This is a genomic window from Proteus mirabilis HI4320 (assembly GCF_000069965.1).
Lineage (GTDB): Bacteria > Pseudomonadota > Gammaproteobacteria > Enterobacterales > Enterobacteriaceae > Proteus > Proteus mirabilis.
This window is the reverse complement of the sequence record NC_010554.1, coordinates 303,078-318,943: the sequence shown is the minus strand read 5'-3', so window position 1 is coordinate 318,943 and position 15,866 is coordinate 303,078. Positions and strand designations below refer to the sequence as shown.

General features: G+C 38.3%; 16 protein-coding genes and 1 pseudogene. 1 reads left to right on the top strand and 16 read right to left on the bottom strand.

Annotated features, from left to right (window positions below; translation table 11 throughout):
- Positions 1–162: 162 nt before the first annotated feature.
- From mrpJ to mrpA, 9 genes are all read right to left on the bottom strand, one after another.
- Positions 163–486: a transcriptional regulator MrpJ gene (mrpJ, locus tag PMI_RS01315; protein WP_004244917.1), complete on the bottom strand. Its 324-nt coding sequence runs from the start codon at positions 484–486 to the stop codon at positions 163–165.
- A 21-nt stretch (positions 487–507) separates the two neighbouring features.
- Positions 508–1,335, bottom strand: a complete 828-nt coding sequence (gene mrpH, locus PMI_RS01310; protein ID WP_004244918.1) for an MR/P fimbria adhesin subunit MrpH — start codon at positions 1,333–1,335, stop codon at positions 508–510.
- 21 nt (positions 1,336–1,356) lie between these two features.
- Positions 1,357–1,905, bottom strand: coding sequence for a fimbrial protein (locus PMI_RS01305; RefSeq protein ID WP_004244920.1), 549 nt, complete (start codon positions 1,903–1,905; stop codon positions 1,357–1,359).
- A 10-nt stretch (positions 1,906–1,915) separates the two neighbouring features.
- A complete protein-coding gene (locus PMI_RS01300) occupies positions 1,916–2,401 on the bottom strand; it encodes a fimbrial protein (protein WP_004244922.1) in 486 nt (161 codons plus the stop codon).
- 12 nt (positions 2,402–2,413) lie between these two features.
- A complete protein-coding gene (locus tag PMI_RS01295) occupies positions 2,414–2,959 on the bottom strand; it encodes a fimbrial protein (RefSeq protein ID WP_004244923.1) in 546 nt (181 codons plus the stop codon).
- Between the two features lie 13 nt (positions 2,960–2,972).
- A complete protein-coding gene (gene mrpD / locus PMI_RS01290; RefSeq protein ID WP_004244924.1) occupies positions 2,973–3,731 on the bottom strand; it encodes an MR/P fimbria assembly chaperone MrpD in 759 nt (252 codons plus the stop codon).
- Between the two features lie 55 nt (positions 3,732–3,786).
- Entirely contained in the window at positions 3,787–6,402 is a 2,616-nt protein-coding gene (mrpC, locus tag PMI_RS01285) for an MR/P fimbria usher protein MrpC (RefSeq protein WP_004247328.1), read from the bottom strand.
- A gap of 22 nt (positions 6,403–6,424) precedes the next feature.
- Positions 6,425–6,973, bottom strand: coding sequence for an MR/P fimbria assembly terminator MrpB (mrpB, locus tag PMI_RS01280; RefSeq protein WP_023843516.1), 549 nt, complete (start codon positions 6,971–6,973; stop codon positions 6,425–6,427).
- A 97-nt stretch (positions 6,974–7,070) separates the two neighbouring features.
- On the bottom strand, positions 7,071–7,598 hold the full coding sequence (gene mrpA, locus PMI_RS01275) for an MR/P fimbria major subunit MrpA (RefSeq protein WP_004247325.1): 528 nt from the start codon (positions 7,596–7,598) through the stop codon (positions 7,071–7,073).
- Between the two features lie 678 nt (positions 7,599–8,276).
- On the opposite strand from mrpA, the gene mrpI reads away from it, so the two are divergent.
- Positions 8,277–8,843 (top strand): phase variation DNA invertase MrpI, encoded by a 567-nt coding sequence (gene mrpI / locus PMI_RS01270; RefSeq protein WP_004247323.1) that lies wholly within the window; start codon positions 8,277–8,279, stop codon positions 8,841–8,843.
- 564 nt (positions 8,844–9,407) lie between these two features.
- Here the strand turns inward: mrpI and PMI_RS01265 are convergent.
- The 7 genes and pseudogenes from PMI_RS01265 to PMI_RS01235 all read right to left on the bottom strand — a co-directional run bounded on the left by PMI_RS01265 (position 9,408) and on the right by PMI_RS01235 (position 15,695).
- Positions 9,408–9,728: a helix-turn-helix domain-containing protein gene (locus PMI_RS01265; RefSeq protein WP_004244929.1), complete on the bottom strand. Its 321-nt coding sequence runs from the start codon at positions 9,726–9,728 to the stop codon at positions 9,408–9,410.
- A 20-nt stretch (positions 9,729–9,748) separates the two neighbouring features.
- Positions 9,749–10,597 (bottom strand): MrpH family fimbial adhesin, encoded by an 849-nt coding sequence (locus PMI_RS01260; protein ID WP_012367530.1) that lies wholly within the window; start codon positions 10,595–10,597, stop codon positions 9,749–9,751.
- Between the two features lie 18 nt (positions 10,598–10,615).
- Positions 10,616–11,152, bottom strand: coding sequence for a fimbrial protein (locus tag PMI_RS01255; RefSeq protein ID WP_012367529.1), 537 nt, complete (start codon positions 11,150–11,152; stop codon positions 10,616–10,618).
- Between the two features lie 10 nt (positions 11,153–11,162).
- The gene (locus PMI_RS01250) at positions 11,163–11,681 is read right to left on the bottom strand and encodes a fimbrial protein (protein WP_012367528.1); all 519 of its coding nucleotides are present in this window, start codon (positions 11,679–11,681) and stop codon (positions 11,163–11,165) included.
- 13 nt (positions 11,682–11,694) lie between these two features.
- On the bottom strand, positions 11,695–12,249 hold the full coding sequence (locus PMI_RS01245) for a fimbrial protein (RefSeq protein ID WP_004244937.1): 555 nt from the start codon (positions 12,247–12,249) through the stop codon (positions 11,695–11,697).
- Positions 12,250–12,260: 11 nt separating this feature from the next.
- Positions 12,261–13,019 (bottom strand): annotated as a pseudogene (locus PMI_RS01240) (fimbria/pilus periplasmic chaperone).
- A 48-nt stretch (positions 13,020–13,067) separates the two neighbouring features.
- Positions 13,068–15,695, bottom strand: coding sequence for an outer membrane usher protein (locus PMI_RS01235; RefSeq protein ID WP_012367527.1), 2,628 nt, complete (start codon positions 15,693–15,695; stop codon positions 13,068–13,070).
- Between the last annotated feature and the right edge of the window lie 171 nt (positions 15,696–15,866).

Genomic DNA, 15,866 nt, shown 5'->3' with positions numbered 1-15,866 from the left:
AGTAAATAATAGAAAAATAATAAATGGGTGTATTAGAAGAGATAAAATAAGTCAGCTTTCAACATAAAAAAACGGCAAGGTTGCCCTTGCCCTACCAATAAGGTAATCAATCAAAGAAATGTAATATCTAGCAAAACATCAATATGTCATATCGACTGAATATCAATAATGAAAAGCATCAGGTGTTGCTTGAGCAATAACATAATTGCGCTTATCTATTCCTTTATTATTTAATGAAGGCTTTTTTACGTAGCAATCCTCAAAAAACCAATAAATGGGTGTATTTAAATAGAGAGCTAACAACACTAAATGTCTGAGATCTATTTTGTTCATACCTCGTTCATAGCGAGAAAACTGTTGCTGGCTGACACCAATTTTTTTAGCCAGCTGCATACCGGTATAACCCAGCTCTTTACGTTTTTTTTGGATCTTTTTACCTACAGAAGCATTTACATCTATATTCGCAAAATCAAAATTCATCATCATAATATTCACCCATTATCATGATTAAGGCATGGTTAAAATAATTGAACCGGAACCGGAGAAACGACCTGGAGCTACCCGTCCATTCGTGCGTAGCGTTGAACTCACAGAGACTGGCGCTGAACCGCCTGCTGGAACATTTACCGTAACGCCTTTTTCACCAGGATAATTGTTTAGATATAAATCAGCATATAAACTCTTATCTGCACGCAGAGGTACCCGCCCACTATCAGAGCCAGATGCGATAACCAACACTTTCATTGCTAAATTACAGGTTACATTGATTGTTTCAGAGCGCTTAGCACCACTTAAACTAGCTTCATCAATATCACCATAGTTAAGGTTCACCGCACCTTCAGATATTTTACAAGCACCCACTGGTGGTGGTGCGATACCGCATAGTGAACCTGGTAAGAGTTTTCCTCGAGGTGATATACCACTTGAATTCGGTTGATAAAATAATCCCACACACTCTTGATTAGAGTTTAATGAAGGCCCTCTGTGGGTGGTTTGCCCTTCAATAGGGAATGATCTATTTTTAAGTACTACATCACGAACTTCAGCTAAAGTACGTAGTTTTTCAATTCGAGCAATCTGAAATGCAGGATTTCCCCCAGTACCATTTACTGTATGTTTATGGTTCACTGTGACATAACACACAGGCCAACCATAACAAGGATTTAATATTCCTGAGGTTTCTGGATCCCAACGCTCAATAACATAAGTGTAAGTGGCGTTAGAAGGTGTCCCTGTTGATTCTGTTATATAAGAAAAAATAGAGGCCATCGCAGGTGCTGAGAAAAGCCCCGCTATTAAGATAAATATCGCCGGAAATCGTTTAAATATAAACATGTAAAACCTCAATCTTCATTATCAGTCATAATTCAAATAGAAGGTGGCTATTGCACTAAAAGGACCACGTTTAATCGACTTATTCGCAATCGCATCCGGCTCACCTTGAATAAAGGCATAAAAATTCAAAATAGTGTCACCCGCAGTTAATGACATCTTGTCTGTTTCTTTATTTATAGGTAGAGCATTACCATTTTCAGACTCTAATCCCACCGCAATACCAGAAGCTTGGCTGCCCGGACTTATTGCCAAAAATCCTTCTCCTGCCATTGCTTGGTTTTCCTCTCCTTTAAAGGTTATTTTGACGCTTTTACCGATTGAGAGATCGCATTCTGACAGACGTAATTGAAATAACTTGCTTGGCGTTCTTTTATAGGCATAAAGGTTTTTATCAGGAATATTGCCAAAATCGAGTACCACGGTTTCATCACCCGGTTTTATGGTACAAGGCTCATCAACTAATATGCCGTGAAAATAGAGGTTGTCCGGTATTGCAAAAGCCGCTGAAGTTAACCCTATGGATACAGATAGACCCAATATGAACCGGATCGATAATGTTTTTATTTTCATCAAAACGCTCCTATTGGTATTCTGCTAATAAGGTGGCTGAGACTTCAAATGCCCCTTCAGGCAATGTACTTCCCGGTCTTTTTACTGGAACAGCTTGAATAACCGGAGGCGAATCTGGTGAAATCGCAATACGCTCATTTAGCTTAAAAGGCTTACCATCTTGAGTTAAATGAATACCTAAATCTGGAATATTGGTTTGCAATGCCGCCTCATCAAACTGGGTTTTAGGTCCGATAATTGATAATCCCAAATCCCAACCTTTTAAATTAGCGTCGCATACCAAGGTATAATTCACCGATTCGGTATAGTTAATACCATCAACTTTATTAATACCGACGTTCTTACCAAAAAAAACCTCAATTCGTTCGTCATTGCTGATAACACAAGGAGGTGGCACTAATAATGTTCCGAATAATTTTAAATTAGGCGAGTCGGCCGCCATTACTGCTGTAGAATTTAGTAATATAATCAGACAAATAGATTGCAATTTATTCATCGTGTTGCCCCTTTACTGATAATCTACATGAAGTGTGGCATTGGCAACAAAATCTCCACCAACTAGTGTTTCTCTATTATCACGCACAGGGATCGCTTCTAGTTTAGGCAAATTGGGATAGGTAAATTTAACCGCTGAGCCTAATCCTAATAATTTACCTTGATAAAGAATGCGTACCCCTAATCCCGTAATATTAGTTTGTAGGGCATTACTATCGAACCCTGTTGCATTACCTGTTATATAGACTTTCATGGCGTTAGTCGGTCTTTTTTGGCAAGTCGCGGTATATTCGATAGGTTGCTTATAATTGCTATCATTAATACGCGTACTCATTACTTCGCCAAAATTCACCTCGATCATCTTGCCGTCATTGATTAAGCAAGGAGGTGGAGCGATGACGTTTCCAGTAATATTGATATAAACAATCCCGGGGGTCGCTCTTATTACTGCTCCTGCAGGTAAGTTAGCAACAGCAGTAGAACTCAGGCCTCCAGTAAATGTTGCCAGAATAAAAACCAACACTGCCTTGCTTGGGCTAAACCACTGTTCCATAACCATAAATCAGACCTATTTAGTTTCCAGCTGCCGTTTCTGTTACTTTGCATTGATTGCCACTACAGGTGAATTTCATCTGAGGGCGACCGCCATAATCATTGATGTAGCTCAATACCGGTGAAGCACCAAACATGGAAGCACTCAGATTTATCGTGCCGCTACTTTTAGGTGCGATCATTAATGGTTCAAAGCCATCCAAGCTTTTTCCTTTCAAACTGGTTAATCCATCGACTAATGTCACATAGTAAGGCGTTGGATTATTCACTTCGAAGCGATCACCTTTTTTAGTTAAAGTGATCTGCTCTTGCCAAGGATTGGTTAAATCCGTTTGCGAGGCATAGATTGATGCAGGACGATAAAATAATTTGATCCGCGTTTGTAATGCAATTTGCAGTACATTAGGCTTATTACTACGTGGTGGAATTTCACGTAGGTTAAAATAGAAAACACTTTCTCTATCTTGTGGTAATTTGGCTATATCAGGTAATGATTGCACCTTAATCTGACTTTTATCACCCGGTTCAATACGTTGGATCGGGGGTAAAACAATCAGTGGGCTTTCAATACGTTCGCCGTTTTCATTTTCCATCCAGCCTTGAGCAAGATAAGGCAAGTCCTTATTTTGATTGCTGACATTTAAACTAATCGATTTTTCGGCACCATTAAAAATGACACGAGTTCGATCTAGCGCAATGGCAGCAACAGCTTGATGAGTAAATGCCATTCCCATTAACAAAGTGGTTGCAACAATGCATGAGCGTTTTAATAACATCATCTTTAATTACTCTTTGTCTGAAGTTGTTTTTATCTTTATTTCCTGTTCCTTAACCTTAACGAGATAGAAACTTCGTTTTAGGTAAGGAGACTTCTCTTTGATTGAAAGTAGAGGTTGCTGTGCCATCATCACTACAGGTCAATAACAGTGATGAAATTTGCACATTCTCCACCAATGTTGGAATAAGTACTTTGCACTGCTCTTTACCACTCCAACGAACACTCAATACATCCCCGGTATTAATACCGGTTAGATAAACATTTCCACCATCATTAATGATGCCTAACTCACGCCCTTTTTCTGTTGTGACACTGGCACCAAATGGTGGGAAGGTTCCATCTTTTAACCGAATAACCGCCATGGCTTTTTGCCCTTCGATAACATCAAATCGACGGTAACCAATCGCCCCTTCGGTTAGGGTTAATTGCTGAATTGAGCGTAATGCTTCGACATTTTCAGGTAATCGATTAAGATCGATACTCGCGCTACTACGGTAGTAATCATTAATATCTGGCAATACCGCTTTACCAAACATATTGGTATGGGAAATCGCACCAAAATTCTTCACGGGAATATTAGCGATACCGTCTGTATCAATAAGTAAGCGAGTACTACCTGTACGACTAACGCGGTGTAATGCTCCACCTTTCGGCGTAAGTGTGGCACCACCTTGTAGCGATAAAGTGGCAGAGGTATATTCACCATTGATATGACTTGCACTGGCGGTGACTAAGGCCGCATCAGCATAATGCATAAAATAAGCATCGGCTGAAGGTTTACCATTGCTACTTACCCCAGCGCCAACACGATAACTGCTATTGTCATCAATTCGATCGTAATAGCTGACATTATGAGAGTTACCGCTCTTATTAATGACAGTGTTGTAACTGATGGTCGCACGATCACCCCAAGGCATACTGACATTCATATAAACGCCATTATCATTGGTGCCATTAAATTTATTACGGAAAGCGGAGAGACTAAAATTGATATTTTTAAAACGACCAATATCCGCGCTTTTCGCTAACGATAAGTTGTAATTATCATTAGTTGGCTTATTCCAATATGTTTGGTGACTATAGTTTAAGTAAGTACTCAATCCCCAGTCAGGAAATTGCTTACTAAACATAATGGTATAAAGTTCTTTGTTATTATCAGCATTACCATCGCGATAGCGACGCTCTAAATACTGATCCATGGTCATAAAGTCGCGTTCTGAGAAGCGATAACCAGCAAAGGTGACTTGGCTATTAATAGCTTCAAAACGTTTTGAATAACTTAATCGATAAGAGCCACCGTTATAACGCTTATCATCACGAGGAATTTTTGCCCAAGAGTGAGTAGCATCAAAAGAGAGAGCACCAAAAGCCATTAAGTCACGGCCGATACCCGCAGACAAGGCGTTATAATCACCCGCAACAATTGAGCCCCCATAAAGTGACCAACCGTTACTCACCCCCCATGAAAATTCCCCCATACCAAAAACGGGGCCTTCGGTATTATGGTCAATATTAGAAGGTTTACCTGCCGAGAATTTATATTGCACTCGTCCTGGTCGAGTTAAATAAGGAATACTTGCCGTATCCATTTGAAACTCTTGTACAGAGCCATCTTGCTCTTCGACACGTACATCTAATTTACCGCTAACGGCATCATTAATATCTTGAATACGAAATGGTCCTGGAGCAACTTGCGTCTCGTAGATCACTCGACCCTGTTGGCTAATTGTCACTTTGGCATTGGTTTTTGCTACACCTGTGACTTCTGGCGCATATCCACGTAAATTAGGTGGCAACATATTGTCGTCAGTTGCGAGATGAACCCCGGTAAAACGGAAACTATCAAAAATATCGGAGCGCGAGTAAGTCTCTCCCATGACAAAGCGCGCTTCCCATTGAGGGATAGCTCTATAGAGATAGTATTGATTCCATTTCCAGCTGTTTTCTGTACTTTGAGGGATCCCTGTCGTATGTTGGTAGCTCGCTTGCCAATCAGCGCGAAAACGCCAAGCACCTAAGTTCGCCCCTAACGTACCTAACCCCGTCACTTGCTGACGTTGTTTTCCTTTAGCAGGATCAGTCACATTTGCATTGACGTTATAATCAAAAAGTATCCCTGAAATACCGTCATCCCAACGAGAAGGCGGATCCCAGTTTGGTGCTGAATACTCCAAATAAGCTTGAGGTATCGTTAATAATAAATTACCACTACCTAAACTGGCATTTATTGTCATTCCGGGAATAGATGATGTATCAAGGCAAGTTTGATTATCGTTAAAACGAATTTTATCAAGCCACTCTGGTTTTAGTCCTAATTGACGAACTAATTCAGGAGGTAAGCAAGGTTCACTTCCTTTGGGATCATCTGCAGGTACAACATAATTAATGTTGTAGATATCGGGAAGTTCATTATTATTTATACGAACAACAAATTCGTAGCGCCCTGGCATAATATAGCCAGCTCGAGAGAAATCAGATAAATCGATATTTTGTTTATCTTTAAGATCTAAAATATCAGCATTAAACTCAATATCGCTATTCGCTAAAGCTGAATTTGAAAGACTGGATGCCCCAGTAACAATTAAATAGATCAATATAGCAACAGGCCGAATAGCATGCTTTTTTCTCTTTTCTCGCTTCTCTAAACAAACGGTTTTGAATGATCTAACCATAAATTATCCAACCCTGATCCATTTAATAGTATTCCAGCTTAAAGCGCAGCGTCGTACGGTAATTCCCCGCTTTTGGCGTATCGTTATTTTTGACTATTCGAGCTTGGTACAGCAATGCCATTGACTGCGAATCAATGCCAACGGGCGGTAGGGGTTGTCCTGGAATAGCTTGTCGACCATAACGATCCGCTATCGCTAATGAAGCACCTTTGGCCTCACCGGATAACTCAAAGTTGCCATTTCCATTAGAAGGACCATCGAACGTTGCGATAAAACGTGGATTATCCGCTTCTTGCCCTTTCTGGCTAATTAGCGTACAGTCCGTTAATCTGATAGAAAAATATTCAATCGGTCCTTGACCTTCAGTGACTAACGTTGGGATAGATACCGTCGTTAGCGGGATCACTTGATCACTACTTCCCGCTGATATTGCACATGACGGCTCTAATATGGTTCCTTGTAGATTGAGCCACCCAAATCGCTGATGCATGTTTTTATCTTGTTTTACATCACTGGCTATCGTTGGCGCAGTCACTAAACTGGCAACAAGGCATAGCAATAGTGGTGCCATCTTGCGATTCATATTTTTCTCCGTTAGTAAGAAAAATCATTAAAAGTAAAGACAGGAATTAAAGCTCTGTACTTCCTTGTACAGAACTTATTTTTTCTTACTGATAAGTCAGTGCGAAAGTTGCGATTGCAGTAAAGTCACCTGGAACAGCAGCTTCAGATGCAGAACCTTGTAAATAAGCAGCAAAGTTCAGATCATTGTTACCATCACGCAGGTTTTGAGCAGCACTTGGGGTGCCTAATTTGATTTGTTTACCACCCGCATCGGTGATAACAACAGCTGCATTTTTAGCGATACCTTCAATGCCTAAAGAACCTTCTAAAACTTCAGTTGCTTCAGAGCCAGTGAAAGTTGTTTGAACAGTTTTGTAAGTCTCTGTAGTACAATTTTCTAAAGAGATTTTAAAGTCACGAGAATTACTACGGCCACCATCTTTTAATGCAGCAGTAGAAATTTGACCTAGTGGAACTGTTTGATTTTCAGTATCAGGAGTAATTGAGCAAGGAGCATCAATGATTGAACCAACAAATTTAACAGTACCATGACCTTGATCTGCAGCTAAAGCAGAACCCGCAACAACAGATAAACCTAAACCAAGAACTAAAGCTAATTTATTTAATTTCATCTTTTTGTTTCCTGAAATATAAAGGATGAAGACATCTAAAATAATTAATTCATTTAGGATTGGATTATTCCTAATTGAATGGCTCATTTATTGAGCTCGGGAATTTTGGTATATTTAAGTCCACTTCAAACGCCGCGAAATATCGTTAGAAACGAAACAAAATACACCAAATTGTTTAGTTAAAGATTTTCATCTTGCAAGTATGACTATTTAGATTTTTTCATCTTAAAATTTAGGAAAAAGATGATATAATTCTAAGTGCAAATACTATAGTTTGTTAAAAAAGTAAAAAAATTTATTTCAGTGTTTTGCACAAAGTAATAAATTATTTTGATTTTTTAAAAAATTGTTTAATATCAATATGTTAAATAATTAAGAATATATACCCAATAATATATTTGACTTAAGTTAGAAGCCGGAGAATAATAGTAAACAATTTGGTGTATTTTGATTGTTTCTCTAAATAGGTGTAAATATCACCTGCTATTCTCCTTTCTCTTACCTATCAATGGTTTTCGTTTTCTAAAAATTGGCAAACTTTCAATAAACTTGTTTAAAATTAACGAGTAAAAAAGAAAGTATAAAAAAAACACAACCCTTTATTGATGCATATTACTTGCTATAGTGATGCTGCAACTGACTTTTGTTGTTTATTATCTAATTGAAAAGGTTACGAAAATGAAGCAACGTAAATTTCTTACACGTTTTGAAGTGAATGCTATTTTAAAGCAAGCTAAGGAAGGTAGGTATCCCGAAAGAGATTACTGTATGTTTTTAATGTGTTTTTTACATGGTTTTCGTGTTAGCGAACTATGTAATTTAACATTAAGCGATATTGATCTAGAAAGTAGAATACTCTATGTCAGGCGTTTAAAAGGTGGGCTTTCAACAACACAACCTATTATTGATGAGGAATATGAAGCCTTATGCAACTGGTTGAAAAGTAGAGAAAACTGGAGAGAATCAGATTCTGAATGGGTATTTTTATCACAAAAAACGGGACCAATTTCCCGTCAACAAGTTTATGGGTTATTACGCCGTTTAGGTAAAAAAGCCAATGTTTCTATTAGTCCACACCCTCATATGTTACGCCACGCCTGTGGCTACGCACTGGCGGATTTAGGCAGAGATACACGTTTAATTCAAGACTATTTAGGCCATCGCAATATTTCCCATACGGTTATTTATACAGCAAGTAACTCAAAACGATTTATCAATATGTGGGAAACGCGAAACTCACAATAGTTCTTTATTAATAGATTACTTAAAAAGTTAATATCAATAATTGAGTACGTTTTATTTTACAATAAGAATATAGATATTTTTTTCTTTTTAATTCAAATTAGGATTTATATTAAAAATTATATCATTTAATATAAATAATCACGATAGTAATCTTAATAAAGAATTAATTAATGATACTTGATTTTAATAAACCCGGTCATATTTGGTGTACTAATTTTTTTTGAAATATAATCATTTTTATTCCAATAGACTCTATCTTAGAAGGTATCCATTTACCCACAGAAAAACATTAAAAAGATTTATCATTAATAATTTAACTTAGTATAAGAGATATATTCAAAATACAATTAATTCTGATTTTTTCGTCTCTTTCTACACATTTATAATGCTCATAAAGCAATCACTACCCATCTAAGCTCGCTTAGGGATAGTGATTGCAAGCCTAATGAGTGCAACATAACTCGACAGTCAATATCGCTATAGCGATCATTAAGGGAAAACATCCCCTTAGCCTGACCTAAATAGGTTGCTTATTTAAGGACTTTTTCTTGTAAGAGGTAAAGGTTAATACAGAAATGCGTCTAGTGCTTTTTTGGCTAAAAGATTGCTTCGTCGACTTAGCGGTTTGCCACTTTTGACCGACGTTGAAGTAATACAGTCCTCAAAAAACCAGTAAATAGGTGTGTTTAAGAATTTAGCTAATAGCACTAGATAAGTAAGATCTATTTTGTTTAACCCTCGCTCATAGCGTGAGAATTGTTGTTGGCTAACCCCTAGTTTTGCCGCCAATTGGCTACCTGTGTAACCTAACTCTTTACGCCTTTTTTGTATGCGCTTACCTACCAGTGCATTGACATCAATATTTGCACGACGATATTTCACCATGATATTTCAACCTTTTATTATTATGGTAACGTTAGAATCAACGCGCCAGAGCCAGAAAAATACCCTGGAGCAACATGTCCATTGGTTCTCAATTTAGAACTCACTTGTATAGAAACCATTTTGCCTTTTGCGACAAAGATAGCCTCTCCCTCTTCGCCAGATTTATCATTAATATATAAATCAGCATATAAGCTATTGTCATTACGTAGTGGGACTTGACGATTATTCATTCCTGTTGCAACAACCTGTAAAGAGACATCACGATTACACGTCACATTCACAGTCTGAGAACGAACCGCATTGTCTAACTCATTTTCCCCCACATTGCCGTAATCCAACTCAACAGAATGGGCTAACACATCACAATGTCCAACAGGTGGGGGAGCAATTGCACAAATAGAACCCGGTAATAAATAGCCATCTTCAGCAAAACCATAAGCATTTGGCTGATAAAATATACCAACGCACTCTTGTATGGTTGATGTATCAACATATCGATGAATGGCAACTCCTGGGCCATAAGGGAATCCTCCTAATTCTTTCATAACAGCAATACGTAGATCTTCCATTCTTCGATATTTATGCCCATCACTTAAAATAGTTCTGGTCGCTGAACCTCCAGACTGGTTAGGCTGATGACGATGATTTATGGTTATATAACAAGGTTTTTTTTTATAACAAGGATTTAAAGCCGTTGGTGGCTCGGGATCCCAACGCTGGATAATAAAAGTGTAATCAGCCCCTGTCCCCTCATTACCCACAGGTTTTGATTCTGTAATATAAGAAAAAATAGCGGCTATAGAGGAAGCTGGATATATCAACATGCTAGTAAATAAGTAAAAGATTAATTGGCGATTAGGTATAAGCATATAAACCTCAAGTCAACATTAGTCATAATTTAAATGGAATGTAGCAATGGCGCTAAAAGGCCCCCGTTTTATTGATTGATTAGCAATTGCGGTAGGTTCTGCTTGTATAAAAGCACTAAACCTCAATGTGTTATTAGTTGAAAGCAAAGCCATATTTTTTGATGGCTGATTAATGGGTAAGAGGACTCCATCGCTATCTTCTAGACCAATAGCAATACCAGAGGCTCGACTTATTGGACTCAATGCTAGAAAACCTTTCCCTGCCATCGCCTTATTTTCATCACCTTTAAATGTGATGGAAACTTTGTTATTCATAGAGAGATCGCACTCCGATAGATGGATCTCAAATTGCTGGCTTTTAGTTCTTTCTACTCCATTGTAAAAAGCACTATCAGTCACTTTATCCAGCGTGATGACAATAATTTCATCACCGGGTTTTATTACACATGGCTCATCAATTAACTCACCATGAAAACGCATATTAGGATCAGCATTAGCCATAGCTATCACAGTGGCAAAGATTGCAGTACTCAGAGATAATCTTTGTAATATCATCCCGATACTCCTATTGATATTCAGCAAGTAGCGTTGCTGTTGCCTCAAATGCACCTTTTGTTAAGGTACTTCCTGATTTTTTTACAGGCACAGCTAAAATAATCGGCGGTTTATCAGAGGTAATAACAAACCGTTTATTTAAAATAAATGGCTCACTATCTATCGTGAGATGTACGGCTAAATCCGTTATATTGGTTTGTAAAGCAGCCGCATCAAATTGGCTTGCAGAGCCGATAATGGATAAACCTAATGCCCAACCATTTGCATTTTCTTCACACTGCAACGTGTAATTGACGGTCTTTGTATAATTAATGCCATCGATGCGACTCGTTCCCAGTTGGTGACCAAAATTAACATCAATCATGTCATTGTTTTGGATCACACAAGGAGGGGGAATAAATAGTGTGCCAAATAACCTCAAATTATTTTCGCTGTTAGTGATTGTCGCCTTATTTGCCGTCTCATCAGCCATTAATGAAAATGATGAAAGTAACGTTATGAAAAAGAATATCCTCTGTTTATTAAACATTCCCGTTATCTCCTCACTGATATTCCATGCGCAATGTCGCTGTGGTAGAAAAGTCTCCTCCCACAAGAAGAGTAGAAAAATCACGCACAGGCACCGCTTCCAATACAGGGAAATCGGGATAAGTAAAATTAATTGCCTGCCCTAACTTAAGTGGTTTATTTTGATACAAAATACGTATACCTAATCCGGTAATATTGGTCATTAATGCATTGGCATCAAAAAAAGTACCATTCCCCTCGACAGAAAGTTTTAGTGTATTAATGGGCATTTGTTCACAACTTGGATGATAATCAACCAGACGTTTGTAATTTAAGCCATCAACTCGTGTACTTAGCACATCACCGAAATTCACTTCTACCGTTTTGCCCTCATTGATCATGCAAGGAGGGTGAGCGATAACGTACCCTTTTATGTTGATAGGGATCGGATAAATAGGTGTAATAGGCGAATTTTGTGATAGTCCCGTACTTGACAAAACCGGTGTCACAGCAGTTACATTTGTTGTGATAAAAAAGCTCAATAGTACCAATATTGATACAAGACTATTTTTATTAATCTGCTGTTTCATAAATATACCTATTAATTTCCTTGGTCTGTTTCTATCACCTTACATTCACGACTATCGCAGCTAAATTTCAATCTTGGACGACCACCGTAATCATTGATGTAACTTAATACCGGAGAAGCCCCCAGCGTAGAAACCGTTAAATTGAGTTTTTCCTACCCTCGAGGCGCTACCATGATAGGGGTAAATCCTTCTAAGCTTTTCCCTTTCAGATCCGTTAGACCATCAACAATAGTGATATAATAGGGTGTGGGATTATGCACAACATAACTCTCCCCCTGCTTTGTTAAGGTAATTTTTTCCTGCCATGGATTACTTAAATCAGTTTGGGTGGCATAAATAGATTTTGGTCGATAGAACAATTTTATCCGCGTTTGTAATGCAATTTGTAATACGTTGGGTTTATCACTACGTGGAGGGATCTCACGTAAATTAAAATAAAAAACACTCTCTCTATCTTGAGGTAGTTGTGCAATATCAGGTAATGATTGCACTTTCACTTGGCTCTTATTCCCAGGTTCAATACGCTGAATAGGAGGTAATACAATAAGAGGTGTTTCTATTTTTTCTCCTTGCTCGTTCTCTAGCCAACCTTGAGCTAAATAAGGTAATTCTTTGTTTTGATTACTTATACTCAGACTTACTGATTTATCAGCACCATTAAAAATAATACGTGTACGATCTAAAGCGATTGTCGCACCAACTTGCGACGTAAACACCATTCCAGTTAATAAGGTGGTAGTTACCATAAATAAATGTTTAGATGCCATCATCTTTAATTACTCTTCTCTCTATCAATCAATTATTGTTATTACTTAGCGTTATTTACTAAGAAATGAATGTTGAGGTAATGCTTGCGTTTTATCTGTTTCTAGGAATGATGTTGAAATAGTCGGCTTTCTTTGAAAGCAAGTTAAAAGCAGTGATGTGATCAGTTGTGTATCCGCCAATTTAGGAATGGATAATTGGCATTGGTTTTTACCATCCCAATGTACATACAAGACATCGCCTGAATTAATACCGCTTAAATAAACCTTTCCACCGTCGTTAAAAACACCTAATTCTCGACCATTAAGCGTTGTTACTGTCGCTGCAAATGGCGGAGCGCCTCCTTCAGCCAACTGTACTGTTGCCATCGCTTTGTGTCCGGCAATCACATCAAATTGACGATAGCCAATAGCGCCTTCAGTCAAAGTTAATTGATGAATAGAACGTAGTGCTTCAACATTGTCTGGTAGCTGTTTAAGATCGATAGAAGCACTGCCTCGATAATAGTGATTAATATCGGGGATCACCGCCTTGCCAAAAATATTGGTATGAGATATGGCACTAAGACTTTTTACCGGGACATCGGAAACACCTTGAGTATCAATTAACAAACGGGTTGCTCCCGGCATATTGCTACGGTGAAAATCCCCGCCTTTAGTGGTTAATGTTGCCCCACCTTGGAAAGATAAAGATGCCGAAGTATAGTCGCCGTTAATATGACTGGCTGAAGCCGTTACTAAAGCAACATCACCATAATGTGTAAAGAAACCATCAGCCGATGGTTTACCTCGACTACTAACTCCTGCACTTAGACGATAATTATTGTTATCATCAATGCGATCGAAATAGCTGACATTATGTGAGTTACCTTCTTTATTTATGACCGAGTTATAACTTATCGTTGCTCTATCACGCCAAGGCAAATTAATGTTGAAATACACGCCGTTGTCATGATTGCCATTAAAACGATTACGATAAGCGGATAAGCTAATGTTAATGTTTTTAAACTTCCCGATAGCGAGATACTTTGATAAAGAGAAGTTGTAATAGTCGTTATTCGGTCGATCCCAATACCTTTGATGGTTATAATTTATATAGGTACTAAGTCCCCATTGAGGAAATTGTTTACTCAGTGTAAGGGTATAAAGCTCTTTATTATTTTCTTGTGCGCCATAGCGATAACGCCTATCTAAATATTGATCCATACTCATAAAATGACGATCAGAGAATCGATAGCCTGCAAAAGTGATTTGCCCATCAATAGATTCAAAACGCTTTGAATAGCTAATTCGATATGAACTGCCATGATAGTGTTTATTCTCATTAGCGAAGGTTGCCCATGAATGAGTCGTATCAAAAGAGATAGCACCTAACATCATTAGATCTCGTCCAAAACCTAGCGAGGCCGAGTTATAATCCTTAGAAACTAAAGTGCCACCAAAAAGAGACCAACCATTATTCACTCCCCAAGAAAACTCTCCCATTGCAAAAATAGGCCCTTCAGTTTTATGATCTAATCGAGAAGGCTTACCCGCAGATACTTTATATTGAAGGCGTCCCGGTCTTGTAAGATAAGGAATATTGGCTGTATCAATTTGGTATTCTTGTATTGTTCCGTCCTGCTCTTCAATACGAACATCCAAGCGTCCACTTACCGCATCATGCAGATCTTGAATACGAAATGGCCCAGGCGCGATTTGTGTCTCATAGATAATCCGTCCTTGTTGACTCACGGTGACTTTTGCATTCGTTTTTGCAACTCCCGTGATCTCTGGAGCATAACCTCGTAAATTAGGGGGCAACATTTGCTCATCCGTAAGTAAACTTATTCCCGTAAAACGGAAATTATCTAATAGGTTTGAACGTAAGTAAGTCTCCCCCATGACTAAACGGGCGCCCCATTTCGTTATCGCTCGATAAAGATAGAATTGATCCCAATTCCAGTGATTTTCTGTGCTATGCAATACACCTGTAGTGTGCTCATAACTTGCTTGCCAATCTGCCCGAAAACGCCAAACACCTAAATTTGCCCCCGCCGTACCATTTGCGGTGATCTGCTGTTTCTGCTTGCCATCACTAGGCGCTCTGACATTGGCATTAACGTTATAATCAAACAATAATCCAGCAATACCTTCGTCCCAAAAAGAAGGCGACTCCCAATTCGGTGATGAATATTCTAGATAAGCTTGAGGAAGAGTAATAAAAAAAACCCCACTACCTAAATCTGTCCTCAGGCTCATACCTGGTAACGATGCCTCATTAAGGCAATTACCCTTATCTTTCCAAGTTAACTTTTTTAACCATTCTGGTCTGAGTGCAAACTGCTTAACTAATATAGGTGAGATACAAGGTTCGCTTGCCTTGGGATCATCTTTGGGCACAATATAGTCAACACGATAAGTTCCACTTAATTCATTGTTATTAATATTAATAATTAACTCATACTTGCCAGGAGTAATATATCCCGCTCGGGAAAAGCTTGATAAATCAATATTTCCTCGATCTTTTAAGTCAAGAATATCTGAGTTAAATTCAATATCTTTGCTAACAGCAAATGAATCGCTGGCAATACTTGCCATCCCTATAATCACGAAATAGATCAGTGTGGTAGCAGAACGACCTCTGCACTGCTTACTTTTATGTTTAACATTTAAATCAATCGTCTTGAATAATTTAGCCATAAGTAAACCTAACTAATCCATTTAGTAATATTCGAGCCCAAAACAGTCAATTATCAGTAATGCCCCTACGGATGAAATATCACTATGTTTGATAATCCTTTTGTATTTATAAAAAGAGCGCGTTTTACTATTACTCACCATCGATATCTAGCGCGATGACAAAAGTGTCCT

Excerpts from the sequence above, each read along its gene's own strand:
- PMI_RS01235 (WP_012367527.1), bottom strand. The coding sequence starts at position 15,695 with ATGGCTAAATTATTCAAGACGATTGATTTAAATGTTAAACATAAAAGT.
- PMI_RS01260 (WP_012367530.1), bottom strand. The coding sequence starts at position 10,597 with ATGCTTATACCTAATCGCCAATTAATCTTTTACTTATTTACTAGCATG.
- PMI_RS01265 (WP_004244929.1), bottom strand. The coding sequence starts at position 9,728 with ATGGTGAAATATCGTCGTGCAAATATTGATGTCAATGCACTGGTAGGT.
- PMI_RS01300 (WP_004244922.1), bottom strand. The coding sequence starts at position 2,401 with ATGAATAAATTGCAATCTATTTGTCTGATTATATTACTAAATTCTACA.
- mrpJ (WP_004244917.1), bottom strand. The coding sequence starts at position 486 with ATGATGATGAATTTTGATTTTGCGAATATAGATGTAAATGCTTCTGTA.
- PMI_RS01295 (WP_004244923.1), bottom strand. The coding sequence starts at position 2,959 with ATGGTTATGGAACAGTGGTTTAGCCCAAGCAAGGCAGTGTTGGTTTTT.
- PMI_RS01250 (WP_012367528.1), bottom strand. The coding sequence starts at position 11,681 with ATGTTTAATAAACAGAGGATATTCTTTTTCATAACGTTACTTTCATCA.
- mrpD (WP_004244924.1), bottom strand. The coding sequence starts at position 3,731 with ATGATGTTATTAAAACGCTCATGCATTGTTGCAACCACTTTGTTAATG.
- mrpH (WP_004244918.1), bottom strand. The coding sequence starts at position 1,335 with ATGTTTATATTTAAACGATTTCCGGCGATATTTATCTTAATAGCGGGG.
- PMI_RS01245 (WP_004244937.1), bottom strand. The coding sequence starts at position 12,249 with ATGAAACAGCAGATTAATAAAAATAGTCTTGTATCAATATTGGTACTA.
- mrpB (WP_023843516.1), bottom strand. The coding sequence starts at position 6,973 with ATGGCACCACTATTGCTATGCCTTGTTGCCAGTTTAGTGACTGCGCCA.
- mrpI (WP_004247323.1), top strand. The coding sequence starts at position 8,277 with ATGAAGCAACGTAAATTTCTTACACGTTTTGAAGTGAATGCTATTTTA.
- mrpC (WP_004247328.1), bottom strand. The coding sequence starts at position 6,402 with ATGGTTAGATCATTCAAAACCGTTTGTTTAGAGAAGCGAGAAAAGAGA.
- PMI_RS01255 (WP_012367529.1), bottom strand. The coding sequence starts at position 11,152 with ATGATATTACAAAGATTATCTCTGAGTACTGCAATCTTTGCCACTGTG.
- mrpA (WP_004247325.1), bottom strand. The coding sequence starts at position 7,598 with ATGAAATTAAATAAATTAGCTTTAGTTCTTGGTTTAGGTTTATCTGTT.
- PMI_RS01305 (WP_004244920.1), bottom strand. The coding sequence starts at position 1,905 with ATGAAAATAAAAACATTATCGATCCGGTTCATATTGGGTCTATCTGTA.